The 24,688-nt window shown below is 43.9% G+C and carries 24 protein-coding genes; 14 read left to right on the top strand and 10 right to left on the bottom strand.

Annotated features, from left to right (window positions below; translation table 11 throughout):
* The first annotated feature begins 32 nt into the window (after positions 1-32).
* From JJ941_RS04175 to queG, 5 genes are read left to right on the top strand one after another with little or no spacing between them, the layout of a single operon-like run.
* Positions 33-1,397, top strand: a complete 1,365-nt coding sequence (locus JJ941_RS04175; protein WP_290962415.1) for a GWxTD domain-containing protein — start codon at positions 33-35, stop codon at positions 1,395-1,397.
* A gap of 41 nt (positions 1,398-1,438) precedes the next feature.
* On the top strand, positions 1,439-2,449 hold the full coding sequence (gene pdxA, locus JJ941_RS04170; RefSeq protein ID WP_290962414.1) for a 4-hydroxythreonine-4-phosphate dehydrogenase PdxA: 1,011 nt from the start codon (positions 1,439-1,441) through the stop codon (positions 2,447-2,449).
* Entirely contained in the window at positions 2,439-3,221 is a 783-nt protein-coding gene (locus JJ941_RS04165; protein WP_290962413.1) for a class I SAM-dependent methyltransferase, read from the top strand. Before pdxA ends, JJ941_RS04165 begins: the two co-directional genes overlap by 11 nt.
* Complete coding sequence (ftsE, locus tag JJ941_RS04160; RefSeq protein ID WP_255135475.1) at positions 3,203-3,907, top strand: cell division ATP-binding protein FtsE; 705 nt, start codon at positions 3,203-3,205, stop codon at positions 3,905-3,907. The genes JJ941_RS04165 and ftsE overlap by 19 nt, the downstream gene beginning before the upstream one ends.
* 6 nt (positions 3,908-3,913) lie before the next feature.
* Positions 3,914-4,861 (top strand): tRNA epoxyqueuosine(34) reductase QueG, encoded by a 948-nt coding sequence (queG, locus tag JJ941_RS04155; RefSeq protein WP_290962412.1) that lies wholly within the window; start codon positions 3,914-3,916, stop codon positions 4,859-4,861.
* 53 nt (positions 4,862-4,914) lie between these two features.
* Here the strand turns inward: queG and JJ941_RS04150 are convergent, their stop codons facing one another.
* Together JJ941_RS04150 and JJ941_RS04145 are read right to left on the bottom strand one after the other, a co-directional pair.
* A complete protein-coding gene (locus JJ941_RS04150) occupies positions 4,915-5,718 on the bottom strand; it encodes a hypothetical protein (protein ID WP_290962411.1) in 804 nt (267 codons plus the stop codon).
* A gap of 69 nt (positions 5,719-5,787) precedes the next feature.
* On the bottom strand, positions 5,788-6,420 hold the full coding sequence (locus JJ941_RS04145; RefSeq protein WP_290962410.1) for a sigma-70 family RNA polymerase sigma factor: 633 nt from the start codon (positions 6,418-6,420) through the stop codon (positions 5,788-5,790).
* 153 nt (positions 6,421-6,573) lie between these two features.
* Here JJ941_RS04145 and JJ941_RS04140 point away from each other — a divergent pair, with 153 nt between their 5' ends.
* Positions 6,574-7,098: a hypothetical protein gene (locus JJ941_RS04140; protein ID WP_290962409.1), complete on the top strand. Its 525-nt coding sequence runs from the start codon at positions 6,574-6,576 to the stop codon at positions 7,096-7,098.
* A gap of 51 nt (positions 7,099-7,149) precedes the next feature.
* Here JJ941_RS04140 and JJ941_RS04135 read toward each other — a convergent pair whose 3' ends face one another.
* From JJ941_RS04135 to JJ941_RS04110, 6 genes are read right to left on the bottom strand one after another with little or no spacing between them, the layout of a single operon-like run.
* Positions 7,150-8,061 (bottom strand): Ppx/GppA phosphatase family protein, encoded by a 912-nt coding sequence (locus tag JJ941_RS04135; protein ID WP_290962408.1) that lies wholly within the window; start codon positions 8,059-8,061, stop codon positions 7,150-7,152.
* Positions 8,058-8,894, bottom strand: coding sequence for a 50S ribosomal protein L11 methyltransferase (gene prmA / locus JJ941_RS04130; RefSeq protein WP_290962407.1), 837 nt, complete (start codon positions 8,892-8,894; stop codon positions 8,058-8,060). Before prmA ends, JJ941_RS04135 begins: the two co-directional genes overlap by 4 nt.
* Positions 8,894-9,856: a M28 family peptidase gene (locus tag JJ941_RS04125; RefSeq protein ID WP_290962406.1), complete on the bottom strand. Its 963-nt coding sequence runs from the start codon at positions 9,854-9,856 to the stop codon at positions 8,894-8,896. Before JJ941_RS04125 ends, prmA begins: the two co-directional genes overlap by 1 nt.
* On the bottom strand, positions 9,849-10,613 hold the full coding sequence (locus JJ941_RS04120) for an SDR family NAD(P)-dependent oxidoreductase (protein WP_290962405.1): 765 nt from the start codon (positions 10,611-10,613) through the stop codon (positions 9,849-9,851). Before JJ941_RS04120 ends, JJ941_RS04125 begins: the two co-directional genes overlap by 8 nt.
* A 15-nt stretch (positions 10,614-10,628) precedes the next feature.
* Entirely contained in the window at positions 10,629-12,152 is a 1,524-nt protein-coding gene (locus tag JJ941_RS04115) for an amidase family protein (RefSeq protein ID WP_290962404.1), read from the bottom strand.
* Between the two features lie 18 nt (positions 12,153-12,170).
* A complete protein-coding gene (locus tag JJ941_RS04110) occupies positions 12,171-12,389 on the bottom strand; it encodes a twin-arginine translocase TatA/TatE family subunit (RefSeq protein WP_255135462.1) in 219 nt (72 codons plus the stop codon).
* Between the two features lie 151 nt (positions 12,390-12,540).
* On the opposite strand from JJ941_RS04110, the gene JJ941_RS04105 reads away from it, so the two are divergent.
* The 6 genes from JJ941_RS04105 (at position 12,541) to JJ941_RS04080 (ending at position 19,975) form a co-directional block, all read left to right on the top strand.
* Positions 12,541-12,795 carry a DUF2795 domain-containing protein gene (locus JJ941_RS04105; protein ID WP_020402200.1) on the top strand — a complete coding sequence of 85 codons (255 nt, stop codon included), beginning with the start codon at positions 12,541-12,543 and terminating at the stop codon, positions 12,793-12,795.
* A gap of 123 nt (positions 12,796-12,918) precedes the next feature.
* Positions 12,919-15,267, top strand: coding sequence for a BamA/TamA family outer membrane protein (locus tag JJ941_RS04100; RefSeq protein ID WP_290962403.1), 2,349 nt, complete (start codon positions 12,919-12,921; stop codon positions 15,265-15,267).
* Between the two features lie 17 nt (positions 15,268-15,284).
* Positions 15,285-15,833, top strand: coding sequence for a cyclic nucleotide-binding domain-containing protein (locus JJ941_RS04095; RefSeq protein WP_290962402.1), 549 nt, complete (start codon positions 15,285-15,287; stop codon positions 15,831-15,833).
* Between the two features lie 2 nt (positions 15,834-15,835).
* Complete coding sequence (gene rlmD / locus JJ941_RS04090; protein ID WP_290962401.1) at positions 15,836-17,251, top strand: 23S rRNA (uracil(1939)-C(5))-methyltransferase RlmD; 1,416 nt, start codon at positions 15,836-15,838, stop codon at positions 17,249-17,251.
* The gene (locus tag JJ941_RS04085) at positions 17,251-18,222 is read left to right on the top strand and encodes a hypothetical protein (RefSeq protein WP_290962400.1); all 972 of its coding nucleotides are present in this window, start codon (positions 17,251-17,253) and stop codon (positions 18,220-18,222) included. The genes rlmD and JJ941_RS04085 overlap by 1 nt, the downstream gene beginning before the upstream one ends.
* Before the next feature lie 25 nt (positions 18,223-18,247).
* Complete coding sequence (locus JJ941_RS04080; protein ID WP_290962399.1) at positions 18,248-19,975, top strand: hypothetical protein; 1,728 nt, start codon at positions 18,248-18,250, stop codon at positions 19,973-19,975.
* A gap of 9 nt (positions 19,976-19,984) precedes the next feature.
* Here JJ941_RS04080 and JJ941_RS04075 read toward each other — a convergent pair whose 3' ends face one another.
* Positions 19,985-20,797, bottom strand: coding sequence for a hypothetical protein (locus tag JJ941_RS04075; protein WP_290962398.1), 813 nt, complete (start codon positions 20,795-20,797; stop codon positions 19,985-19,987).
* A gap of 200 nt (positions 20,798-20,997) precedes the next feature.
* Here JJ941_RS04075 and JJ941_RS04070 point away from each other — a divergent pair, with 200 nt between their 5' ends.
* A complete protein-coding gene (locus JJ941_RS04070; RefSeq protein ID WP_290962397.1) occupies positions 20,998-23,340 on the top strand; it encodes a DPP IV N-terminal domain-containing protein in 2,343 nt (780 codons plus the stop codon).
* 89 nt (positions 23,341-23,429) lie between these two features.
* A complete protein-coding gene (locus JJ941_RS04065) occupies positions 23,430-23,825 on the top strand; it encodes a DUF1801 domain-containing protein (RefSeq protein WP_290962396.1) in 396 nt (131 codons plus the stop codon).
* Positions 23,826-24,241: 416 nt separating this feature from the next.
* Here the strand turns inward: JJ941_RS04065 and JJ941_RS04060 are convergent, their stop codons facing one another.
* Positions 24,242-24,640 (bottom strand): transposase, encoded by a 399-nt coding sequence (locus JJ941_RS04060; protein ID WP_290962395.1) that lies wholly within the window; start codon positions 24,638-24,640, stop codon positions 24,242-24,244.
* Positions 24,641-24,688 lie beyond the last annotated feature (48 nt).

Genomic DNA, 24,688 nt, shown 5'->3' with positions numbered 1-24,688 from the left:
ATTGATTTAAATCATTCAAAAAAATGACTTCCATGAGTAAGCGACTTTTAGCCATCCTTCTCCTTTTAGGTTTTTCTACCTCCATACTTGCACAACGGGTTAATTACCGACAGCTGGTCATGCAGTCGCAAAGCCCAACCATTTTTATTGAAGATATTATCCTTCCCGGAGAAGACGGTAAAACAACCCTGGCCTTTATTTTCAGGTTTAATAATGATTTTATCCCATTCAAAAAGATCCCGCTCAATCATAACCTGAAGGCTCCGGAGAATGCTGAATTCTATTCCACTATCAGGCTTAGTACGGAAATCTTTGAGGGGAAATTAAACCGTCGCGAGGATCCATCAGCTAATTCAGCTTCCCGGGATGTGTGGAAAGACACCCTGTTCACTTCCAACTTTGAGCAAACACAATCCTCAAAAATGTATGCTTCGGGTTCAGTTTCCACCAATCTGAATCCCGGTCACTACAACTTCATTCTTCAGCTCGCTATGATGCAGGAAGTAAATGAGCGAAATACACGACGGCGTGAAATTTATGTGCCCGATTTATCTACAAAAGAAACCGGGGAAGTCATTTTAGTGAAGAAGCGGAATGGAAACAGGTTAGAGCTCATGAACATGGAACAAAATGTGCTGTTCGGGGAAGACTTCCTTGCCCTAATCCGCATTCCCGGCTATGACGGCTCTGCTAACTATTCCATAAAAGTTGATAAGGCAAAAACTTCCCGACGGGATACCTCCTCCATTGAGAATATCTATTCCGCAGAACTTAAGTCTGACGATGTATTCCAAAATTCTACGATCAAGCTTGTTAAATCCCAAAACCCGGCGTTAAATCTCGTTCAGGGCAATCAGCCCTATACCTACGCCCTGGTATCTATTCCCGGAAGCACTTTTGAGAATGCTCCCTATTTATTGAAACTGACCAAAGAAGGGCAAGAGGAACCGGTGGCAAGATCCTTTTTCCGGTCCTACTGGCCAAATATGCCTGCCAGTTTATACAATTTAGATGTAGCCATTAATAATCTGAAATACATTATTTCTGAGAAAGAACTCAAGCAAATAAACAGTGGAAATAACCGTGAACGAGAACGAAAATTCAGGGAATTCTGGGAAAGCAAAGATCCAACTCTTAACACGGTTTACAATGAGTTAATGGCTGAATACTACCGCCGAATCGATTTTGCTTTTAAAGAGTTTGGAAGCCAGGAAAACCCCATGGGTCACGAAAGCGATCAGGGTGAAGTGTATATCAAATACGGGCCGCCCTCGGAAAAAGAACGCCGGTTTCCTGAAAGCGGAAAAACCATTGAACTTTGGAAGTACCCGAGTCGAACGTTTGTATTTGAGGCCACTTCCGGCTTCGGCGACTTTATGCTGGTTGGAACTCGATAACGCTGTGTATTGCCCATTAATCGCCTTATTTTAGGCGTGTCATGCTTAATAAAGAAATTCCACGCATAGCTATTTCGATTGGTGATTTTAACGGGATTGGCCCGGAGATCATCATGAAGTCATTGTCCGATTTGGATTTGGGAACATCCACTCCTGTGATCATTTCCCCGAAAGAGATCATAACATCCGTTCTCTCCTACCTTCCTTATGATTTAGATGTTAATTATTCAGATGACGTCACCGGTTTACAGTCGGGAACCATTAACGTTCTGACCTTTGCTGTGGATAATCTGAAAATGACTCCGGGCATACAGTCTGCCCTAAGCGGAAAGGCAGCCATGCAATCTATTGAGCAATGCATTCATCTTTGCATGAGCCATGAGGTAGATGCAATGGTAACCGCTCCCATATCCAAAGAGGCCGTAAACCTGGCCGGTTACGAAATTCCGGGACATACTGAATTCCTGGCCACCCAAACAGGTACCGATTCTGTGCTGATGATGCTGGTTAGCGGAGATCTGCGGGTAGCGTTGGCTACCACACATATACCGGTTAAAGATGTTTCAGAAGCCATCACACCGGATGTCATCAAAGAAAAAGTTAAGATTCTTTCCTCGAGCCTGATTCATGACTTTGGTATCACCAACCCTAAAATTGCCGTGTTTGGGTTAAACCCGCATGCCGGAGATGGTGGTGTAATTGGCAAGGAAGAAATCGACGTTATTACTCCAACGCTCAAGATGATCAGAGAGGAACGAAAGGATATAACCCTTCATGGCCCATTCCCTGCTGATGGATTTTTCGGGCAACAGCTCCACAAACATCACGATGCGATTTTAGCCATGTATCACGATCAGGGACTGGCTCCGTTTAAACTGCTGTCTTTTGGTAAAGGGGTGAATTTTACGGCCGGACTTCCTATCATCCGCACTTCTCCGGATCATGGCACTGCCTTTGATATAGCTGGCAAAGGTGTTGCTAATCCATCTTCTTTTAAAGAAGCGTATAAACAGGCGGTTGAACTTGCAAACAAACGAATTAGTGAAGACTGAAAAAGCCAACATCTACACTGTATTGGCCGAGCTTTACGATACCCTGATGAAGGATGTAGATTACGAAATGTGGGCAGATTTTATTGATGAAGTAATCCAAACTCACCACCCCGATCCCGTTGATGTGTTGGAGCTTGCCTGTGGAACCGGTGCTATTTCCCTGAATCTCGCTCAACTTGATGAGTATGAGCTGACCGCTACCGACCTTTCTGCTGCTATGATTGAAAAGGCAAGACTAAAAGCAGCCCAACAGGAAGTAATGGTCGATTTCCATACCATGGATTTCCGGGACATCAGAAGTGAAGACACTTATGATATTATCTTCTCGGTTTTCGACAGTGTGAATTACCTTCACTCCAAAGAAGAAATCCACAAAATGCTGGATGGATGCCGTGATATTCTGAATTCGGGTGGATTATTGATCTTCGACTTTTCCACTCCGCAGAACTCCCTGGAAGCTGTTGACTACCTCAACAACGAAGAAGGAAGCTTTGGCAGTTATCGATATTTCAGAGAAAGCCGGTATGAACCGGGAGAGCATTTTCACTTTAACGAATTTGAAATAGATAAGATGGCTGACGACGGCAAAACCGTTCTGGAAAGTTATCATGAAATTCACAAGCAGCGAATTTATTCACTCAAGGAAATGCTATCAATTTTGGAACAAACCTCCTATCATCAGGTAGCCAAATATGAGGGTTTTGATTTGGTGGAAGCAGACGAAAAAAGCACACGCGTAACGATGGTACTTCGATGTCAGAAACAGCAGTAATTGAACTTAAAAATGTAACCCTGAGATATGATCATACCAGGGTATTGGATGATGTTAACTTCAAGCTTCATAATGGCGAATTTGCCTATCTGATTGGTCCAACGGGTATCGGGAAAAGCTCTTTTCTGAAGCTTTTGTACCGGGATGTTGTACCCGATACCGGAACGGTACGTGTAACCGAATACCCGGTAAATAAAATATCCGAGCGGGAAGTACCCATGCTGCGGCGACGGCTCGGCATTGTGTTCCAGGATTTCCAGCTGCTACAAGATCGCAATGTACACGACAATGTAGCCTTTGCCCTTCAGGTAACCGGAGAGAAACCCAAGTTTATTAAACAGCGCGTGCTTGAAGTACTAACCATGGTTGGGCTCAGTCACCGCAGAAAACATATGCCGAAGGATCTTTCCGGAGGTGAACAACAACGCGTTGTTATTGCAAGAGCATTGGCTAACGAACCCCGAATTTTACTTGCCGACGAACCCACCGGAAATCTTGACCCCAAAGCCACCAAAGATATCATGGAGCTGCTTCGGAGTATTAATAACCGGGGAATGGCGGTTTTAATGGTAACACACGATTATGCCGTAGTTAAGAAATACCGCGCCCGAACCGTCAGGATGGTAAATGGTAAAACTCAGAATTTAATCTGGAAAGGCGAGAAACTGGTTCCGGAAAAAACATAATTCGGAATGCTTCAACAGAAGAAATTCACAGAACAAATCCGTTCGCACGCCCTTCAACTGGGGTTTGATGCCTGTGGATTTGCCGAAGCTCAACACCTCCCCCACGAAGCCCGCCGGCTGGAAGAATGGCTCAAGCAGAATCGTAATGGCACCATGGACTGGATGGGCAATTATTTTGAAAAACGGGTTGATCCCACGCTGTTGGTTCCCGGTTCAAAAACCGTAGTTTCTGTTTTAGCCAGCTACTATCATCCTTCTCATCATCAACAAATCGGGGAAAAGAACGAACCGCTGATTGCCAAATATGCTCAGGGACGTGATTACCACAAAGTGCTGAAAAAGAAGCTCAAGAAACTCTTTAACTTCAGTAAGGAACTGTTGGGCGGACTTGAAGGACGTATTTTTGTGGACTCTGCCCCGGTTCTGGATAAAGTTTGGGCAAAACGAGCCGGACTGGGCTGGATCGGCAAAAATTCAAACCTGCTGAATAAAGATATTGGTTCGTTTGTATTTATTGGGGAAATGATCATTGATGCGGAATTGAGCTACGACTCCCCCGTAACCGATCATTGCGGCTCGTGTACCCGCTGCCTTGATGCCTGCCCCACAGACGCAATTTATGAGCCTTACAGAGTGGATGCGACTAAGTGCATCTCCTACCTGACCATTGAGCTGAAAGAAGAAATAGACAAGCAGTACCAAACGGATATTGAAAACTGGGTGTATGGCTGTGATATCTGTCAGGATGTATGTCCCTGGAACAGTAAATCGATAACCGCGCAATTTGAAGACCTGTACCCAAGAGATTATGTGGTAGAAAGAGATCTTGATTTCTGGGAAAACCTGACTCCCCAACAATATGATGAGACGTTTGAAGGCAGCGCTATCCGTCGTGCCAAGTATGACAAGTTTAAGTCGAACGTGGAGATCGTTTCGGGGAATATCTCAAACTAAAAAAGCCGACCGATTAAAAAACCGGCCGGCCCTATAGCTACCTGGTAAGTACATTAATACCCAACGCTGCCACAGGCAACATCCTCATAATTACTATCCCAGCAATATCTGTTTGCAGTGTCCGATCCCAGTTGGTAGTAACCGGTCATGGCCTCATCATCCCAGAAAACAGTGATGTCGTTTTCTTCATCCGTATCGCTTAAGAAAACCATGAATTCATTGTCATTCTGAGTATAGGTATAGGTAGTTACCACACTTCCCGAATCGTAATAATCCGTTTCGATTTCAAGATTATTCTCACCGGAGGTGGACCATTCAGAAATAAGAATCGGCTCCTCTTCATTGGTATCCGGGTTTAGAGTATTAAATGTCCAGCTGCCTGAATTTCCATCAGAGGCTATACGGCCGGTTACCACTGAGTAATCTGTGATGGAATTACCCTGCCCGTCATCAAAAGACCAAAGCATTTCCCAGTTAATAAAGTCACCATCGGGTTCGGCCGTTAGTTTTATAGATACAGACTCTCCTTCATAAGAATAGCTGTATTCCCAAACCCATTTACCGTTCTTAAAGTCGGCATTTTCTGAATCTGCCAGCGAAAAGAAGCTGACGTAGGCTTGTGAAGTAAAGGCAATGCTACCCAGTCCCAGCCCGTAGTAATAGGCCTCTGAATAATTGGAACTACTTTGCTGAGGCTGGTTTGACTCGAAATAAGAAAGGTCAGGCTCTATATTCTCAAATGTAGGCAATGTGGGGGGATCTTCATTCGCTGAAGCGGGATCGTCCCCACAGGAAATCAATGCAAACGAAAAAAGAAGTACAACCGAGAATAGTGTTATTACTCTTGAATTACGCATAGTTCTGAAATTATGTTTAGGTGTTCACTTACCTATGCGTAAAATTGCCCGAAAAAGGCTCAGAAATATTTAGAACTGCTCTCTTTTATCTTTCAGGGCTTTGTAGAGCAGCTCCCTTGCTCTGAAGATATGGGCTTTAACCGTACCGAGGGGTAAATCCAGGACGTCCGCTATTTCCTGGTACGACTTCTCTTCCATGTGCCGCATTTCAATAACGGCTTTATATTTTTCGGGGAGATTTTCGATTGCATGCTGAACAATTGCTTTTCTCTCCTTCTTCATCACCGGGGTGTCGGTTGAAAAGCTTTCATCCGGCAGCTGAATTTCCATATCACCGTCCTTGGTTTTGTAAGGCTCGTTAATGGAAAGCGTTTGGAGCTTTTTCTTCCTTAAATAATCGATGGTGTGATTAGTGGCAATGCGATACAGCCAGGTGGAGAATGCATACTCGTTGCTGTATGAAGAAAGATTATGAAAGGCCTTCATGAAAACTTCCTGTACCAGGTCTTCAACAAGCTCCACCTCTTTAATCATTTTGCGGATATGGAAATAAAGGGGCTTCTGATACTTATCTACTAATTTTTTGTAGGAATCTTCTTTACCGGCTAATGCTTCCGCCACAAATTTGTCATCTTCGAGACTACTTGCAGACGCATTTTCGCGCGGTGAGGTATTTTTGATTTCGGAATTTTCTTCAGACATATCAACAATTATTCAGCCCTTAAAATACAAAGCCTGAGACAAATGAAAACGTCTTTTTTGAACCTTTTTTCTGAAACTTCACGCATATGATAATGAGCTTATTGACTACGGCAGAATTAAGCTTTTAAACAACTCTAACAAAAAACAATCAACATGAAGAAAACAACTTTATTGATTTTTACAGCGGTACTAACATTTGCCACATTCCAAACCACGCAGGCTCAGATAACTGTTGGTGGTGCGCTTATGTATGGAGATGAAGTCGAACAAATTGGTTTGAGAGCAGACGGGTCATACATGATAAATGACGACATCGATATAAATGCCAATATTGGTTTTTACTTACCAGATAATACAGATTTGGGTGGTGGCAATGAATTCACCGCAACCTATTGGGAAGTTAATGTAAACGGGCATTACAGTTTATATTCCGATGAAGAATCAGGGTTTTCTGCTCATGCACTGGCGGGAATTAATATTCTCGGAATTAATACCAGTTTCAGCGGTCCTAATGTAAGCGGAAGCGACTCTGACAGTGAACTGGGTCTGAATATCGGAGGCGGAGCATCTTACCCACTGAGCTTCGGAAAATTGTTTGGTGAATTAAAATATGTGATTGGTGATGCTGATCAGGTTAATATTGCTGCTGGTCTGCGTATCCCACTCGGCGGTAATTAATTATTAAGCTACTTACTAGATTAAGCGCCCTGTCAGTAAGGGGCGCTTTTTTTATAGCATTATAATTGCCCCATGACGAATGCCTCCGGTAGAAACGAGAAGTTCGTCAAAATTAAAATGCTTCATAAAGCCTTCCAGAATCAGCATCCCTCCCATAAAAATATCTTCCCTGCCCTTTAGAAAAACCGGATTCTGAGCCAGCATATCTTCATGGGTATTCTCTGAAAACATATCGATATAGTGCCTAACGGTGTCAAGCTTTAGGGAATAGCCGTTTAATTTCTCCGGCTCGTAATTTGTGATATCCAGAGCCATGGCTGCCAGCGTGGTTACCGTTCCGGCTACACCCACAGCTTTTACTTTTTCGCTGACCTCAAATTTCCTGCTCTTATATAACTCGGTTATCTTTTTTCTGCAAGTCTCAATTTCTTCGGAGGAAGGCGGATTACCGGACAAGAAGCGTTCCGTAAACCGAACAGAGCCCATATCAAAAGAATGACCGTCCAGAACCTTTCCACCCTTAACCTGAGCGATCTCGGTACTTCCGCCACCGATATCCAGAATCAGTGTTTCTTCGTCCTCTAGAATCTCCAAAACCGATAACGCTCCTGAAGCTGTGCACTCCGCTTCTTCTCTTCCCGAAAGCAAGCGAATCTCAAAGTCGGTTTCCTCTTTCACCCTTGCCATAAATTCGTCCCGGTTGTTGGCATCACGAACGGCACTGGTAGCGGTAACTATGATTTGATCTACTTTAGGGAAGTCGGCAGCTAAAATTTTCCGGTAGGCACTTAAGGCATCTATTACTCTTTCGGTAGCCGCTTCATTGATATTTTTATCGGCATCAACTCCTTTCCCGAGGCGGGGCACACGATGTTCTTCATGAACATTTTTAATCACCCCATTTTCATATTCAGCCACTAACAGTAAAACCGTATTTGTACCAATGTCTATCGCTGCTTTCATGCTTCAAATAATATAGCTATCCATTCTTTATGCCGTCGGGTATCAAGGTGAGTAAGTTTTTCAAGAGCCTCTTGTTTTAACATCACCGGCTCATCCTCTTCCAGTAGCCCGGATAGGAGCAGTTTTCCGTCCTCATTCAAAAAGCCCAGTAATTCAGGAATTAATTCAATCAATGCATTCCGATTGATGTTGGCTAAAATCACATCGAATTTCTCACCCTTTGGAATTACTTCTGTGGAACCAAGTTTAACTTCAAAGTTCTCTACTTTATTAAGAAGAACGTTTTCCCTTGCATTGGTCTCGCTCCACTCATCTATATCAAAACCGAAGGCGGATTCAGCTCCCAGTTTAAGCGCGGCAATAGCTAAAATCCCCGTTCCAGTTCCGGCGTCAAGTACTTTGTCCCCCTCACTGATAACCTCCGGGAGCCATTCCAGCATTACCCTTGTGGTTGCATGATAGCCGGTTCCAAAAGCCATCTTTGGGTCAATCATCAGCTCTATTTTATCACTGATGTCGGCATCGGTTGTTGACCAGGTAGGATGCACATAAAACCGGCCAATAGCCTGGGGCTGTATTGTTCGTTCCCAAGTCTCGTTCCAGTTTTGATCGGGTATAATTTTTTCGCTTAGAATGGATGACTCCCCTCCGAATTTCATCAGCAGCTTCTCAATTTCCTCCCGTTTGGAATCGTCAAACCGCTGAGTGGGAATAGTAGCAATGAGCAAATCATCATCCTGCTCAAAACCTTCAAAATCAAGATCAAAAAGTTCGGCGATCAGCAGTTCGTGAAAGTCATCATTAAGTGAAATCCGAAGTTCAACATATTCCATTATAATCGATTGTAAATAAGTTCAGCCATTACATCACCCACCGCTTGCAGTGTTTCCCTGCTAATGATATCCATGTTATCATTATGGGTGTGCCAGTGAGGGGCAAACTGCGCATTACCCCGGGGTGTCCGGCTATGATTTATGACATTTATAATGGGAATCCGGGCTTGTTCATTCACGATTACATGATCATCGGAAACAGCGGCGCCTTCTTCATTCAAAAAATAATCTTCGTAGCCTTTCTCGGAAGCGATATTCCATACCTCTTCCACCAGATTTGGAGCATAATTCAGTGAATACCGCTCTTTTGGGAATTGAGCTCCCTCGGCTCCAACCATATCCAATAAAATCCCAAAACGGGGGCTGTATCCCGGAACCGGAGGATTGTTTGACCAATACCGGGAACCGAGGAAATATTTCTCCAGGCTTCCCGATTCTCCGTAATCTTCACCGTCAAACAATACAATATCTACTCCAATTGGCGGAGGATTCTCGCTGAACATCCGTGCCAGCTCCAGCAAAACGGCTACTCCGCTTCCACCATCATCTGCACCAACTATGCCTTCATCTTGTCGGGTTGAGTCCATATCAGCACGTGGACGGCTATCCCAGTGTGCGCAGATCATTATCCGATCCCGGGCACTTAGGTTAAAAGCTGCGATCACATTGCCAAGTTCCAGCTGTTCATCATAACCCTCGGCAGTAAATTCCTGAACAAAAACGGCATTGGGGCCGGCATATTCCTTGAGCTTCTCCACAAAATAAGCCTCCGCTTGCCGGTGAGCTTCCGTGTTCGGTACACGGGGACCAAAATCTACCTGTTGCTGAACAAACTTATAGGCGGAATCTGCATTGAATTCAGGAACCTCTCGCCCTTTTTCGGAAAATTGAAGGCCTGATTTATCAGAATCTGAACAGCCGGTTAATAGAAGTGCCAGAGCTACGAAAAGCCATTTATACATCTCGGTGTACCATTGTTGCTGAAGATTGGGCGGTAGGATAAATAATGGTGTCCATAATATTCACGTGGGCCGGACGGTTCGCTACAAAAACGATGATTTCGGCAATATCCTGAGCAACCAGCGGCTTCATTCCTTTGTAAACCTCTGCCGCTTTTTCTTTGTCGTCTTTAAACCGAACTTCGCTGAACTCAGTTTCCACCAGTCCGGGCGACACCATACTCACACGAACTTCTGTCCCGTGCAGGTCTTTCTTGGTCGATTCGGTAATGGCCTTTACGGCATGTTTTGTGGCGGTGTAAACCACTCCTCCGGCATAAGATTCATGTCCCGCCGTAGAACCCACATTTATAATATGCCCGGTGTTTCGTTCTTTCATTTGCGGGATGATAAGCCGGGACAAATACAGCAGTCCTTTGACATTCGTATCGATCATAGTATTCCAGTCATCAAACTCCGCATCATAAACCGGGTCGGTTCCTTTGGCAAGGCCGGCGTTATTCACCAGAATATCTATGTTGGCTGTTAGTGATTCTACAAAAGACCGACAGGCATCAGCATCACGTATATCAAAAGCGGCTGTTTGAACCTTTACCTCATACTCTGATTCGAGCTTTTCTTTGATCTCCTCCAGCCTTTCCTCACGGCGACCGGTAACTACGAGATGTACCCCTTGTTCAGCCAAAAGCTCCGCAGTTTTGTAACCAATACCTGCGGTAGCCCCGGTTACAATTGCCGTTTTACCTTTCAGCCTGTTCATAAGTATGGTAAAATTTTATGATTGGAGTTCTACAAGTCGTGCAGCATTCAGAACCTTAGTTTCCTGGAAGCTGTCTCCCATAAACTGAATGCCGTAAGGAAGTCCGTTACTGTGTGTGCCCGCTGGAACACTGATTCCGCATATACCGGCCAGGTTAGCTGTAATGGTATATACATCGTTCAGGTACATTTGCACGGGATCATCCATTTTAGATCCTAAGTCGAAAGCCGTGGTTGGTGCCGTAGGGCTTACGATTACATCCACTTTCTTGAAAGCTTCCTTATAATCGTTCTGTATGAGTCGGCGCACCTTTTGGGCTTTACCGTAGTAAGCATCATAATAACCCGCACTCAATACGTAGGTCCCCAGCATAATCCGTCGCTTTACTTCCGTTCCGAAGCCTTCGGTTCTGGATTTTTTATACAAGCGAATGAGCGGAGAATCCAGCTTTGATAATTTTTCCTGTAGCTCAATTTTTTCTTCGCCTTTGGCCTGTTCGAATGCTTCTTTTAAAGCCTTCTCTTCTTTTTTGAGCTCATCACGCATCTCATCCTTATCAGCGCGATGCCCGTACCGAATTCCATCATACCGGGCCAGGTTACTGGAGGCTTCGGCAGTGGCTAAAATGTAATAAGTGGCGATTCCATACTTGGTATGCGGCAGATGAATGGGAACCAGATCGGCTCCATCTGCTTCCAGCTTATCCAGTACTTCTTCGATACCTTTTTTAATCTCTGCATCAAGACCTTCGCCAAAAAATTCCTCAGGTACACCGATCTTAATTTTCTTGTTCGGATTTTGTACCGCACCCACATAGTCATCTTTCTCACGGTGAGATGAAGTGTTATCTCGTTCATCAAAGCCGGCGATGACATCCAATATGCGGGCGGTGTCTTCCACTGAATTAGCCAGAGGACCGATACAATCAAATGAAGAAGCAAATGCTACCAGTCCATACCGTGAAACCCTTCCGTAGGTAGGCTTCAACCCAACCACACCACAATACGAAGCCGGCTGACGAATGGAACCACCGGTATCTGAACCTAAGGTGGTCATGGCCATTCCGGAAGCTACAGCAGCTGCACTCCCGCCAGACGAACCACCGGGCACTTTATCGGTATTTTGGGGATTCTTAACAGGACCAAAATTGCTGTACTCGTTAGTGGAGCCCATGGCAAATTCATCCATATTAAGTCGCCCGATAAAGATCGCGTCTTCTTCCCGAAGTCGTTCAATTACGGTGGCATCATAGACGCTTTCGAAGTTCTCAAGTATCTTTGACGCACAGGTTAGCTTCTTTCCTCGCTCAGAAATCACGTCTTTGATTCCCATCACCACCCCGGCAAGCTTTCCGGCGGTACCGTTATCAACCTTTTTTTGAACCTCATCGGCCCGGGCAAGAGCCCCCTCAAAATCGGTGGCTACATAGGCATTAATTTCCGAGTTACGGGCTTCAATTTCTTTTCTGTACTGCTCTACAAGTTCTCGAAGTTTTAGTTCTCCTGATAAGACTTTTTCTCGAGTCTCTGTAATAGTCATGTAGTTCAATTTCTGGGTTTATTTGCTTTTAGAAGAGGTTTCTTCGTGATTAGCCGCATCATTTATATCGCGGGAACTGTCTTCAATTTCTTTTTTAATGTCTTTTGAAGCCTGGCGGAATTCTTTAATTCCCTGCCCTAATCCACGAGCCAATTCCGGAATGCGTTTTGCTCCGAAAAGTACCAAAACCATGATGGCAATAATGAGAATTTCAGGTGCACCTAAACTGTTAAACATAAAATAATCCTCTCAGGATTTAGTTGATGTATTTGTGCGAAGATAACAATATTTTCGGCACGAATTTGGAACAAAAATTTTATTTATTCACTTGTGTTTTATCAACACATGTGTTTATTACACTCATTCATTCTAAAATAATTACTTAACTATGATTTGGACCGTTGAATTAGCCGCAGCTTTAGATGATGCCCCTTTCCCGGCCACCCGGGAAGAACTTATTGAATGGGCAGAACGCAATGGCTTGCCTAACCAGGTTATTGTAAATCTCGAAGAGCTTGAAGAAATCGAACAAGGTGAAGAGCCTGTATATGAAGGCATTGAAGATATCTGGCCCGATTACATTCGTAAAGAAGACTTCTTTCATAATGAAGAAGACGAAGGATTCGATTACGACGACGTTTAATAACTAATCCTCAACAGAGGCTGCGGTTGTTCTGTAAAGATCAGCCGTTTTTTCTGTATTACCTTGCTTGCATCTATCTACAGCCTACTTAGAATCACATTTCTGCTATGTATTTTTGCATGGGTGGATATCATTCATCCTGCCGAAATTTATGCCCAACAAAGCCAGGAAAGCACTAACACCGAAGATGTAGTGCGCCGCATCCGGTTTTCAGGAAATGAAAACGTCAAAGACCGCACCTTAGAAACGCTGGTGAGAACCCGCACCAACCGTGAATTCCTTGGAATACCACGGTTTACCCCCTGGTACTTTATCTGGAACATGTCGAATGGAAGGTTTGGTGAAGACCCCGCCTACCTGAATCTGCAAACCGTGGGCAACGATATGGAGCGGATTGCCCTGTATTATGAATCACTGGGTTTTCTGGACGTGGCGGTAGATACAACCATTGTAGAGTACCGGACCGATAAAATTGAGGTCTCTTTTATTATAGATGAAGGTGAGCCTTATTTCATCAATACCATTTCGTACCGGGGAATACCGGGATTTTCAGATCCTCAAAAGAGGGTGAACTTCCTGGAACAAAGCATCCTTACCAAAGGACGTATTGATGAAAACACTTACCGTGTAAACCGTCAGTACAGTTCACAGGAGCTCAGTAATGAGCAGCAACGGATCATCACCTTCCTGAAAAATAATGGGTATGCCTCTGTTCAGCGGGATTCCGTCATTGCTTTGGTCAAACCCGACACTACAACCCCCAACACGCTGGATGTATTGTACCAGGTGAATCCCGGAGAGATCTACCGCTTTGGGAACATAAGAGTTCGTTTAAGCGACGAAGAACCTCCCGTCAACTATACCCAAAAAGATACCCTGATCGGCCCTCCGCATACCGTGGATTCTTCGAATGTGATATATCTGCAGAAAGAACCGGGCACGCAATCTCACTTTAGCTTGCTTTCCAGTCAGCTGCTGTTTAAGCCGGGGTCTATTTATAATCATTCCTTGTACCTGGAGACGGTTAATGAGTTTCAGAATCTTGGGATGCTTTACATACAACGCTTCGGGCAGAACGAAAACCAGGCCCTGCCGGACTTCAGCCGTGAAGAAATACCGGTCTACTTTGACCTTCAAACCCTTACCAAACACAGTATTTCTACCGAGCTGTTTGGGATGAAGCGATATGGTTACGGTACCGGTTTTGGAATCGATTACAACAACAACAATGTATTCGGAAATGCAGAGAACCTGATTATTGGTGCCAATGCCAGTTTCGAGTTTGTGAGCCCGGCTGTTTTGGAAGAAATTGACACCACTGCCACTCAATCTTCCGTATTCCGAAGCTACGAATTGAGAGCCGAGTACTCAGTTCCCCGCTTGAACTTCCCATTCCGAACTCTTGATAACCGCCCGGGCTTTACCAGTGGTGTAACCCGATACTTGTTATCCTATAGTCGTTCCGATCAGCTGTTATTCGATATAAACTCTGACGTGGGTTTTAACATGCGGTATGAAGTTAATCACACCCCTAATTATTCCAGTTTCCTGGACTTAATTGAACTGGATTTGGTGGATACCAACCCATCCGATGCCTACATCCGAAACCTTCGCAATGAATTTGGCACCGACACCCTGCAGGATGGCACTATCGTGGATGCCTTTGAACTGCAGCGTATTCTGGAGGATTTTGAGCCGCAGGTATCATCCATCATCCGATATACATTCCGAAGCCAAAACACGGATCTTATAAAAAGAAATCGCGGGTATTTCAGCGAGTATTCCATTTCGGTGGGTGGAAATATCCCCTACCTCATCGACAATCATATTTCAACACCGGACACGCTGGAAGGCAACCTCCCCTCCCTGTTTGGTTTGAGTGATAACGATTTAAGCTACAGCCGTTTTGTAAAACTTTCTGCGGATTATCGGCGCTACATCACCATCTCAAATTCCGGAGTTTTTGCCTGGAGACTTTTTGGTGGTTTTGCCCAACCTTACGGAGGCTCCACCTCTATCCCGCTTAACCGTCGGTTTTTTGCCGGAGGAAGTAATGATATTCGTGGCTGGGCTCCATTTCAGCTTGGGCCGGGTGATATCTCTACCGACAACGTGAACATTCCCGGCGGTGAGATTAAACTCGCTGCCTTTAGCGAAGTACGGCAGACTTTCATCCGTGATTTTTTGGGAGCCAACTGGATGGCTGCCCTATTCGTGGATGCCGGCAATGTGTGGTACGGTCCTGAAAATGATTTCCGCGATGAAAACAACCAGGACAGGCTGGAACAAGGTCGTTTTCGTTTTGACAATTTTTATAACCAAATTGCCGTGGGCAGCGGACCGGGTTTACGTTTAGATTGGGAATATGTGGTAGTTCGGTTTGATTTTGCCTTCCGCCTGCACGACCTTCAGGATGGCTGGTTAAACAACAAGCAGCTATATTTCAGTTTTGGGATCGGTCACTCCTTTTAACCTCAATCAAAGGTGCTATGTTTGATAAATTAAGTCGCTTAAAAGATCAGTCGAATATCGTCTTCAAGTCGAAGTTCCTGGCAAACCTCAACCCGGCTGAACGCTATGAGTTTCTGCAACTGTGCCACCGCCGAAGCTACAAAGAGGGCGAATACGTTTTCTACAAGAACGATCCCGGCACCGGCATGTACTTCATCGAAAAAGGGAAAATACAACTCACCATTGGAAACCCGGATGAGGAAACAGCAGAGGATATTATTTCTGAACTTGAGCTGGAATCGCCGGATAGTTTCGGAGCGCTTTCCATTGGATATAATTTGAGGAGAAAATCTTCTGCACGTTGCGTCACCGATTGTGACTTGCTCGGATTTTTTAAACCGGATTTTGAAGTTCTGAGGGACCGACATCCTCAAATAGCCGTTAAATTTTTGCAAACACTTACCAATATCGCTTTACGTCAACTGGAAACAACGGCCCGGAAACTTGCCGAAGTTTCAAGTGAACAGCTGGCCCTTAACATTCAATTTCAAACGTATTACGAAGCAAACAGAGAAGAGAAAGTATAAATATGTCGCTTAAAAAAGGTCAGGAAGTAGAACTCGAAATTATAGATGCGGCGTTTAAAGGCAAGGGTTTGGCAAAGCTGGACGGACTTGCCGTTTTCGTACCTGGCACCACACCGGGAGATAAAGTAAAAGCCCGGATCGTTAAAAAGAAAAAGAAACACCGGGAGGCAAAACTGCTGGAAGTGCTGGAACCCAGTCCACACCGCATTGAGCCTAAATGCCAGCATGCGAAAGTGTGTGGCGGTTGCAGCTGGCAACATATCCCCTACCAGAAACAAATTGAGTTCAAAAGCCAGCAGGTTCGGGATCACATCGAGCGGATTGGCGGGCTGGATGGTTCAATCGTCAAAGAAGCTGTGGGTGCCGATCAGGAATTCTACTACCGGAATAAGATGGAGTACAGCATCAGTTCACGCCGGTGGCTCACGGAAGAAGAAATCCGGAGCGATGAGTATGTGGATGATTCTGCCTTTGCAGCCGGACTTCATGCCCCGGGGCGTTTTGATAAAATCCTGAACTTGAAGGAATGTCACCTGCAGGTAAAAGAGTCGTTTGAGATTCTGGATTTTGTGAGAAGCTACTGCATTGAGCATGGCATTGAACCGTATGATACCTTTGAAAATACCGGCTTTATGCGGCATGTGATGATCCGAAACTCCCATCACACCGATGACTTTATGGTGAACCTGGTGACGTATCAGGATGATCAGGAGGTAATGCAAAAGATGACAAAAGCCTTGCTTGAGGAATTCTCCTTCATCACCACCATTGTGAATAATGTGAACGACACGAAAAGCCCAACGGCAGTCGGGCGTTTTGAGAAAGTACTACACGGCCCGGGTTACATTGTCGATAAAATCGGGGAATTTACCTTCAAGATTCACCCCAATGCATTCTTCCAAACCAATACGGCACAAGCAGAGAAGCTGTACGAAATTGCCCGGGATTATGCCGAACTGGAAGACGGTGATGTGGTGTATGACCTGTATTGCGGAGTCGGAACGCTCAGTTTATTTATGAGCAAACCGGCCAAACACGTTTTAGGAATCGAACTGGTGGATGTAGCCGTTGAAAATGCGCGGTTCAACGCAAAAGAAAATGAAGTCGGGAATGTTTCTTTCATCAAAGGTGACATGAAAGATGTTTTTACCCAGGATGTGGTGGATGAATATGGAGCTCCGAATGTATTGATTACTGATCCTCCCCGTGCAGGTATGCACCCCGATGTGGTAGAGCGACTTTGCGAGCTGAAAGTACCGCGAATCGTTTATGTAAGCTGTAACAGTTCCACCATGGCCCGCGACCTCAAAGAGTTGAAAGAAGTATATGAAATCGAAGAAGTGCAGCCCGTTGATATGTTTCCTCAAACGTATCACATTGAAGCCGTAGCAAAGCTAAAATTAAGGGTGCCTGCATAATGAGTTATGATAATGATATAGAAGAAATATTTAGTTTTATAAAACTTCTTCAGTTTGAGATTTTGTCAAGCTTACGGGATAATCTGAACCTTCAAGACAATTCACAAGATACAGATGGGATTCACAAACATGGTGATATATCCTATTCTATCGATGTAAAGGCCATAAATATTGTAATAGATTTCTTCAAGAGAAATCCATTTCCCGGTGGATGTATACTGGTTGGCGAAGGAATTGGTGAAAAAATATTTACAAAGGTAGGAACTACTCCGAAATATAAATTGATCATCGATCCTATTGACGGTACAAGGGAGATAATGTATGACAAGAGAAGTGCCTGGATACTGACCGGTGTTGCTCCTAATAAAGGACCTGAAACCAACCTCGAAGACATTTTTTTATCCATTCAGACAGAAATACCAGTCATCAAACAGGATTTATTCTCATTTGTAAGTGCTGAGAAGAACAAAGGAGCATTCGAAGAAGTTTATAATGCTAATACGCTTGAACCAGTCAGTGACCGCAAGAAGCTAACTTCTTCTTCGGCTGCCGATTTAAGTCATGGCTATGCTGTTTTCGTTAATTTTTTTCCGGGAGCCAAAACCCACATATCTCAAATTGAAGAACAGTTTCTTTCTAAAGTCTTAATAGAAGAACAGGGAAACGCACTAGTCTTTTCGGATCAATATTTATCCACCGGTGGACAAATATTTCTTCTTGCTTCTGGTAAATATCGCATGGTAGCTGATTTAAGAAACTCAATTTCTTCTCAACATGACCTTGATAACATTCTTTGCTGCCATCCCTACGATTTATGCACTTTTTTGATAGCCAGAGAAGCAGGCTGCATTATTAGTTCACCTAAGGATAAAAACCTTAATTATAATTTATCTACATCTTTAGATATTGATTGGATTGGGTTTGCAAATAAGAAATTATTTGAATTATTTCAGCAGAAATTTACTGTTTAACTCAATTTAAATACGGTCGGACAAAATGAGTTTACTAGGGATACTGGGTATAATTGCGAGTATTGCTTCTATTATTGGTGTAATACCTTATGTGATTAAATTTTTTAAGTGGCTTTCTGAAAAAAATGACAAAAGAAGAGGATTTTTCCAGAATTCGTTAGAGAATAATATTCTACTGGCTATTTATATACTCGAGGCTAAAACTGACAAAAAAATTGCAGAGAAAGTAAACGTTCTTACTAGACATGTCTATGAAGAATCCTATGAAGATCAGGAGATTCTGAAAGAACTGCCTAAGCTAATGAAGAAAAAGCTTATCAAAACTCATAACAACGATTCTGAATATCGATTAACTGATCCAAAGGGTATTAAAAGAGCAACTAAGATTATTGCAAGAAACTGGGATTCAATCAGGTCTGCCGCAAAGAATAAAAGATCTCATGAGATACTAGACAGAGTAGAACTCATGAAGTTTATACTTGAGAAAGCTCCAGAAGAAATACGTTCTAACAGACTTTCCGATATCATTAGTTACTTGCAAAAAAAATATCAAACTGTCATTTGGAAGACAGAGGTAAATCATCGGTCAACCGGAGTGCCTTTTCAAATTATCAGGGAAACCGGAAATCAAGATCTGACAACAGAATTGATTAAAGGTCATATAAACAAGAATGAATTAGAAATCGATGAAAATGTAATCACTTACTATCAGGAACAGGAAAAAGATCCTAAAAAGAACATCCATGATGGCACTGTTTTTAGAGTTTATGATTATTCTGAAAATCTTGAGTTACCGCTTAAATTACTTACCAGCGATGATTGTGGCTATTTCGAATTTCAGGCTACCTGTGGCGTAATAAGAAATGAAATTGAACATAAAATAGTCATAAAGGATGACGATGCTTTCAATCTTCCCTACCGCCAAAATGTAATGCATAGTAATACCAGAAGACATGATGTTATAAAGAAATATTTGAAAAAGAGAGTTTTAAAAACAGGCATTGAGACAAGTACTATTCTGGTTAAAAAGAATGATTCTGGAATGTTTGCAAATCCCAGAATTCCAATCATTTTTCGGAATAATTCAGTTGCTGAATATCCAAACTTTACAATGACCATACCAAGTGGAGCATATCAACCAGGTATTGATAAAAAAAACAAAGAGAATATTCCGGAACAGGAAATCGCTAAAAGAGTTGATTGGAAATTTTCTCTTATAAGAGAGCTAGGTGAGGAGCTATTTAACTTAGATAAGCTTGATGAAGCAAACATCAAAGACATCAAGACGCCTGCTTTTAAGATTACAGAGCAAATATGTAATGAATCCATTTTGTGTAAAGCCCAAGCATTTGGCATTGACCTCTACATTGGAAGCGGGGGTATTTTAGTTACTTTAGTTTTAGATCAAGACAAAGTGACTAAAACCTTAAGGAATTATCAAAAGCATGATGAATATCATGCTACAGCAAAACATATGCTTGATTTTTTTGAAACATTACTTAAAGGAGGGAATGTTAGTTGGAAAGAAGGACAAGTAAAACTATTTAACTTTGACAAGAACTACCTTAATGCAATCTCTATTCCATACAATTTAAATAAGGAAACGGAACCAATAAGAATTCCTGATATTTCTGGTAACAGACCGACAATAGAACCAATGATTCCTTCAGGGGTTATTTCTTCTTTTTATGCAATGGATGCATTAAAAAAAATTGACAATATCCATCCAGATGTAATCAAAAATATTTTTTGATAGCTACAATCAAATAGTGATATAAGCAACCAGCCAAATGATGGGAATACTCTCCACCCAAAAAGAAGCATAATACCTCCCCTGATTCTCACGGCTAAACCAGACTGCCAAAAGAAGTAATCCTAAAACACAAACATTCACCGGCAGATAAGAAGCATACACATATTTCTGCAGGTAAATAAGTAGAGCAATAACCCCCGCCAAAGCTGTTCCCAGCCACTTGGTTTTCGTAATCCCAAATATTTGAGGAATGGTTGAAAGACCGGGTTTGTCGTATTTCAAATCTCTGATTTCAAAAGGCAACATTAACACGATAACAAAAAGGAAAACCTCTGTACTCTGCAGAAGTACGCGTTCACTCCAAAAATTCATGTAATGGTACTGAAGTGGCAGAACTACGGTAAACCCAACCCACACCGCCGCAATCACCAACACTTTGAATCCTTTAAAGCTCCTCAAATTTTTTTGCCTGAAGAACGGTACGGTGTATAAAACGGTAAGCACTCCTACGATGCCTGTTGGGTACCAAATATAAACCGGAAGCAACCTGCCGAAGTATAAGAATCCGGCAAAACAGCAGACCGTAAAAATCCGGATCAACAATACGTTCTTGGTGATTTCCAGGTGATGACGATTTGAGATACCGGCATACTTCACAAAATTATACCCGCAGATGGTTCCCAGCCAAATGAAAAGCAATAACGTTGGCTCCGGCACAAAACCAAATTGCATCACCGAAAGCGCAGCAAGAGCCATTACGGCAAGCCCTACATGAATACTGCTTTGCAGATAAAAATCGAAGATAGATCGTAGAAATTTCATGGGTTGAACTTATGCATTTTCAGGAAGACTAAAACACCGGCAACCTATTTTGTCACAAATACCCATTTCAACGGTCTTTCATTTAATAGCTTAGCATTTTGATTCTTTGTTACAAACAAATGTTACCACAACCTTTTACTTGTAGAAATCTCACGATTCTCTATATTCGCAACACCAAACACAACCAACTAAATTTCCCTATGAGATTTTTACCCTATCGCTCTTTCCCCCTCCTCATTCTCCTGTCCTCTTTAATACTGATAGCTTCAGGCTGTAAAATTTACTCCGAAAAAGTTTCCGAAGAAGACTACCAGAGAGCCGAGAAAATGCTTTCGGGACATACCAATGATCTGGTTCACGGAACTATTGCCGGCGAGGAATGGCTGGATGATGACCGCCTTATTTACCGCCATTCTTTAGCGGACGGAACTGAATTTATGATGGCTGATCCCAAAGCCGGAACCAAAGAACGGGCCTTTGACCACGACCGGCTTGCTGATGTTTTATCAGGAATGATGGGCGAAGATGTGGAACCGCTTGACCTGCCCTTCCGGAGTTTTGACTTTACCGACGGTGGCGAAGCTATCACTTTTTCTGCAGACAGCAAAGAATACCGGTGTGAACTAACAGGCTACGATTGTGAAGTCACCCGCGATGAGGTGCGCAATTATTGGAATGAATCGGTTTCTCCCGATGGAAAGAAATCGGTGTTTATCAGGGAGCATAATCTCTTTATGAGGAATCTCGAAACCGACCGGGTTACTCAGCTTACTTATGACGGCCGCGAGAACTTCGGCTACGCCACCAACAATGCCGGTTGGGTGAAAAGAGACGGCCCTGTGGTGTTATGGTCACCCGATTCAAAACGAATTTCGACCTTTCAACAGGATGCACGCGGAGTTGGAGAAATGTACCTCGCTTCCACAAAAGTGGGCCACCCTGAGCTGGAAGCCTGGAAATATCCCTTACCGGGCGACAGTGTAATTTTCCGCATTCACCGGGTGGTTATTAACCTGGAACCTGCACCGAAAGTAGTCAGGCTGCGCAAATCTCCTGACCCTCAGCGTTCAACCATCACCGATCATATTGCGGACTGGAGCGGTTCCTTCCTGGATAATGAATGGAGTAACGACAGCAATACGCTGGCTTTTGTAACTGTATCCCGGGATCATCAGGATGTACACCTTCAAACCGCTAATCCAACTACCGGCAGTGTTCGGTCTGTGCTGACTGAAGAAACCGACACCTTTTTCGAATCCGGTAACGACATGGTGAACTGGCACGTGCTGAACGAAAGCAAAGAAGTGATTTGGTATTCACAGCGGGATAACTGGGGACATTTATATCTCTATGACCTTCAATCCGGCAAGCTCAAGAACCAGATCACCTCCGGAGACTGGAATGTGAATCAGGTTCGTCACGTGGATGAAGATTCCCGAACTATCTATTTCACCGGTGCGGTACGTGAGGAAGGCGATCCCTATTTCGAATATTTTTACAGGGTGAACTTTGACGGAACCGAGCTCCGCCTGCTAACACCTGAGGAAGCGCATCACGAAATCGAAGTCTCTGAATCCGGAAACTACTTTGTAGATACCCGGTCTACCCCAACCACTCCCCCCACTTCCGTTATCCGAAACATGGATGGTGAGGTGCTCGTTGAACTTGCATCCGCTGATATTTCAGAACTGCAGGCCAACGGCTGGGTACCGCCGGTTCCGTTTTCTGTTAAAGCCAGAGACGGGGTCACTGATTTATACGGATTGATGTATAAGCCGTCCAATTTCAGCTCATCGGAGTCGTACCCTGTGTTGAATTACATTTACCCCGGCCCGCAAACCGGAAGCGTAGGCAGTCGTGCTTTCCGTGCCGCCCGTTCCGATAAGCAAGCCCTGGCAGAACTCGGCTTTATTGTGGTTGAAGTGGATGCGATGGGTACGCCTGGCCGCTCTAAAGAATTTCATGACTTCTATTATGGCAACATGGGCGACAATGGCCTCCCCGATCAAATTACCATGATTGAACAGCTTGGTGATCGTCATTCCTGGATGGACATCAGCCGTGTGGGGATTTTCGGTCATTCCGGAGGTGGGTTTGCCTCTACCCGTGCCCTTTTCGCCTATCCCGGTTTTTATGATGTCGCAGTTTCAGGCGCCGGTAACCATGACAACCGAAACTATGCCGATCCATGGGGAGAGAAATGGCAGGGACTGCTTAAAGCCACCAATATTGATGGAGCTACTGACGATCAGTCCACCAACTACGACAATCAGGCCAACCAATTACTGGCCGACAGCCTGGAAGGCAAGCTGCTGATCACCCATGGTACGCTCGACAGTAACGTCCCTCCTTACAACACACTGCTGGTCGTAAACGCTCTGATTGAAGCTAACAAAGACTTTGACATGATCATGTTTCCGAACCGCGGACACGGCTATTACAGCGAGGATTATATGATGCGAAAGCGTTGGGATTATTTTGTGGAACATTTAAAGGGTGTGGACCCGCCGAAGGAGTATGAGTTTGGGATGTTGGACCAGTGACCAGTGACCAGTGACCAGTTACCAGTTACCAGTTACCAGTTACCAGTTACCAGTTACCAGTGACGATTAGCGATTAAAAATGACCGGAAATGGATAATGGTGTAAAGGAAAAGTTTGAGGCGTACCCGGAGCATATCAGGGTTAAGATGGAGCGGTTGCGGGGGCTGATTTATGAGGTGGCCGGTAGCACGGAGGGCGTAGGTGAACTGGAGGAAACGCTGAAATGGAGTGAGCCGGCTTACCTTACCAAACGACCCAAGAGCGGAACCACCGTACGCATAGACTGGAAAGAGAAAAGCCCGGATCAGATTGGGATGTATGTAAGCTGTAATACCTCTTTAATTGAAACCTACCGAAGCATGTTTGGTGATGAGCTTGAGTTTGAGGGAAACCGCGCCATTCTTTTACCAGCCGATACCGAACTCCCAGAAAAAGAACTTCGAATTTGCATACAGATGGCGCTGCGGTATCATTTGGATAAATAGCATGTCATTCCTGCGAAGGCAGGAATCCGGTATCATGTTTAAGCTTCTGCACTTGTAATACAACCAGATCCCGGGCATTCGCCGCGGGATGACATTAGATTAGCTTTCTCTTACGGCTTCACCAAAGTCATTCCGAGCGAAAGCACCTGCCTACCATCAAAGACTGCTCATACCCTACTCCTTTACATTTCAGCCACTTGTAAATAATGGGTTTGTACTTTTAGAAAGATTTTTCGCACCTTCGCTTATAATTGAACGGGGTATTATCCGAATAAGAAGGGTCAGAAAAGATTGCAAAAGCGGTTTTGACTCGTTCTTCCTAATAATACCCTCGTTCGGATAATATTTCCCTGTTGGGAATGCTATAGTGGACCACCCGGTCCGCCCGTGCAAAAGCATGTAAGCTAACCAAACCTTTAACCAGCAAATAAGGTAACCGGAATCAATCCCTGCCAGCCCAGGTAATTTCCTGCAGATGAATACCTCCAGTCATCCGGAGCAATCACCCAACCCGCCTTTACAGGATTCTGATGAATGTATGCAATCTTCTGAGCCATCATTACCGTCGTACTGAGTTGCTTTGGATGCAGCCCCTCTTCCCACACTTGAAAGGTGCGGTGTCTTTTATAAGACCGTTTGCATTCTTTCAACTTCTGCAGCCACCGGGTATGTCCATTCCTCTTTAACACCTCCAGTATCTGTCGCGCAGCATAGGATTTTGTAAGCCTGAGCTTTTTTGATAATTGCTCTCCCTGTACCATCGCATGAAAATGATTAGGCATGATTACATACGCATATACCTTAACCGACCTCATATTTTACAGCACCATAAACTGTTCAAGTAATACCTGTGCAACTTGAGG

This window comes from Gracilimonas sp., assembly GCF_017641085.1.
In the GTDB taxonomy this organism is placed as follows: domain Bacteria; phylum Bacteroidota; class Rhodothermia; order Balneolales; family Balneolaceae; genus Gracilimonas.
The sequence above is the reverse complement of the archived record's forward strand: the minus strand, read 5'-3'. Positions and strand labels throughout refer to the sequence as shown.

Coding starts and splice junctions, on each gene's coding strand:
- JJ941_RS04065 (WP_290962396.1), top strand. CDS start 23,430: ATGGATAATGGTGTAAAGGAAAAGTTTGAGGCGTACCCGGAGCATATC.
- prmA (WP_290962407.1), bottom strand. CDS start 8,894: ATGGAATATGTTGAACTTCGGATTTCACTTAATGATGACTTTCACGAA.
- rlmD (WP_290962401.1), top strand. CDS start 15,836: ATGTCGCTTAAAAAAGGTCAGGAAGTAGAACTCGAAATTATAGATGCG.
- JJ941_RS04145 (WP_290962410.1), bottom strand. CDS start 6,420: ATGTCTGAAGAAAATTCCGAAATCAAAAATACCTCACCGCGCGAAAAT.
- JJ941_RS04115 (WP_290962404.1), bottom strand. CDS start 12,152: ATGACTATTACAGAGACTCGAGAAAAAGTCTTATCAGGAGAACTAAAA.
- ftsE (WP_255135475.1), top strand. CDS start 3,203: ATGTCAGAAACAGCAGTAATTGAACTTAAAAATGTAACCCTGAGATAT.
- JJ941_RS04070 (WP_290962397.1), top strand. CDS start 20,998: ATGAGATTTTTACCCTATCGCTCTTTCCCCCTCCTCATTCTCCTGTCC.
- pdxA (WP_290962414.1), top strand. CDS start 1,439: ATGCTTAATAAAGAAATTCCACGCATAGCTATTTCGATTGGTGATTTT.
- JJ941_RS04080 (WP_290962399.1), top strand. CDS start 18,248: ATGAGTTTACTAGGGATACTGGGTATAATTGCGAGTATTGCTTCTATT.
- JJ941_RS04110 (WP_255135462.1), bottom strand. CDS start 12,389: ATGTTTAACAGTTTAGGTGCACCTGAAATTCTCATTATTGCCATCATG.
- JJ941_RS04095 (WP_290962402.1), top strand. CDS start 15,285: ATGTTTGATAAATTAAGTCGCTTAAAAGATCAGTCGAATATCGTCTTC.
- JJ941_RS04075 (WP_290962398.1), bottom strand. CDS start 20,797: ATGAAATTTCTACGATCTATCTTCGATTTTTATCTGCAAAGCAGTATT.
- JJ941_RS04085 (WP_290962400.1), top strand. CDS start 17,251: ATGAGTTATGATAATGATATAGAAGAAATATTTAGTTTTATAAAACTT.
- JJ941_RS04135 (WP_290962408.1), bottom strand. CDS start 8,061: ATGAAAGCAGCGATAGACATTGGTACAAATACGGTTTTACTGTTAGTG.
- JJ941_RS04060 (WP_290962395.1), bottom strand. CDS start 24,640: ATGAGGTCGGTTAAGGTATATGCGTATGTAATCATGCCTAATCATTTT.
- JJ941_RS04175 (WP_290962415.1), top strand. CDS start 33: ATGAGTAAGCGACTTTTAGCCATCCTTCTCCTTTTAGGTTTTTCTACC.
- JJ941_RS04120 (WP_290962405.1), bottom strand. CDS start 10,613: ATGAACAGGCTGAAAGGTAAAACGGCAATTGTAACCGGGGCTACCGCA.
- JJ941_RS04105 (WP_020402200.1), top strand. CDS start 12,541: ATGATTTGGACCGTTGAATTAGCCGCAGCTTTAGATGATGCCCCTTTC.
- JJ941_RS04150 (WP_290962411.1), bottom strand. CDS start 5,718: ATGCGTAATTCAAGAGTAATAACACTATTCTCGGTTGTACTTCTTTTT.
- JJ941_RS04140 (WP_290962409.1), top strand. CDS start 6,574: ATGAAGAAAACAACTTTATTGATTTTTACAGCGGTACTAACATTTGCC.
- JJ941_RS04125 (WP_290962406.1), bottom strand. CDS start 9,856: ATGTATAAATGGCTTTTCGTAGCTCTGGCACTTCTATTAACCGGCTGT.
- queG (WP_290962412.1), top strand. CDS start 3,914: ATGCTTCAACAGAAGAAATTCACAGAACAAATCCGTTCGCACGCCCTT.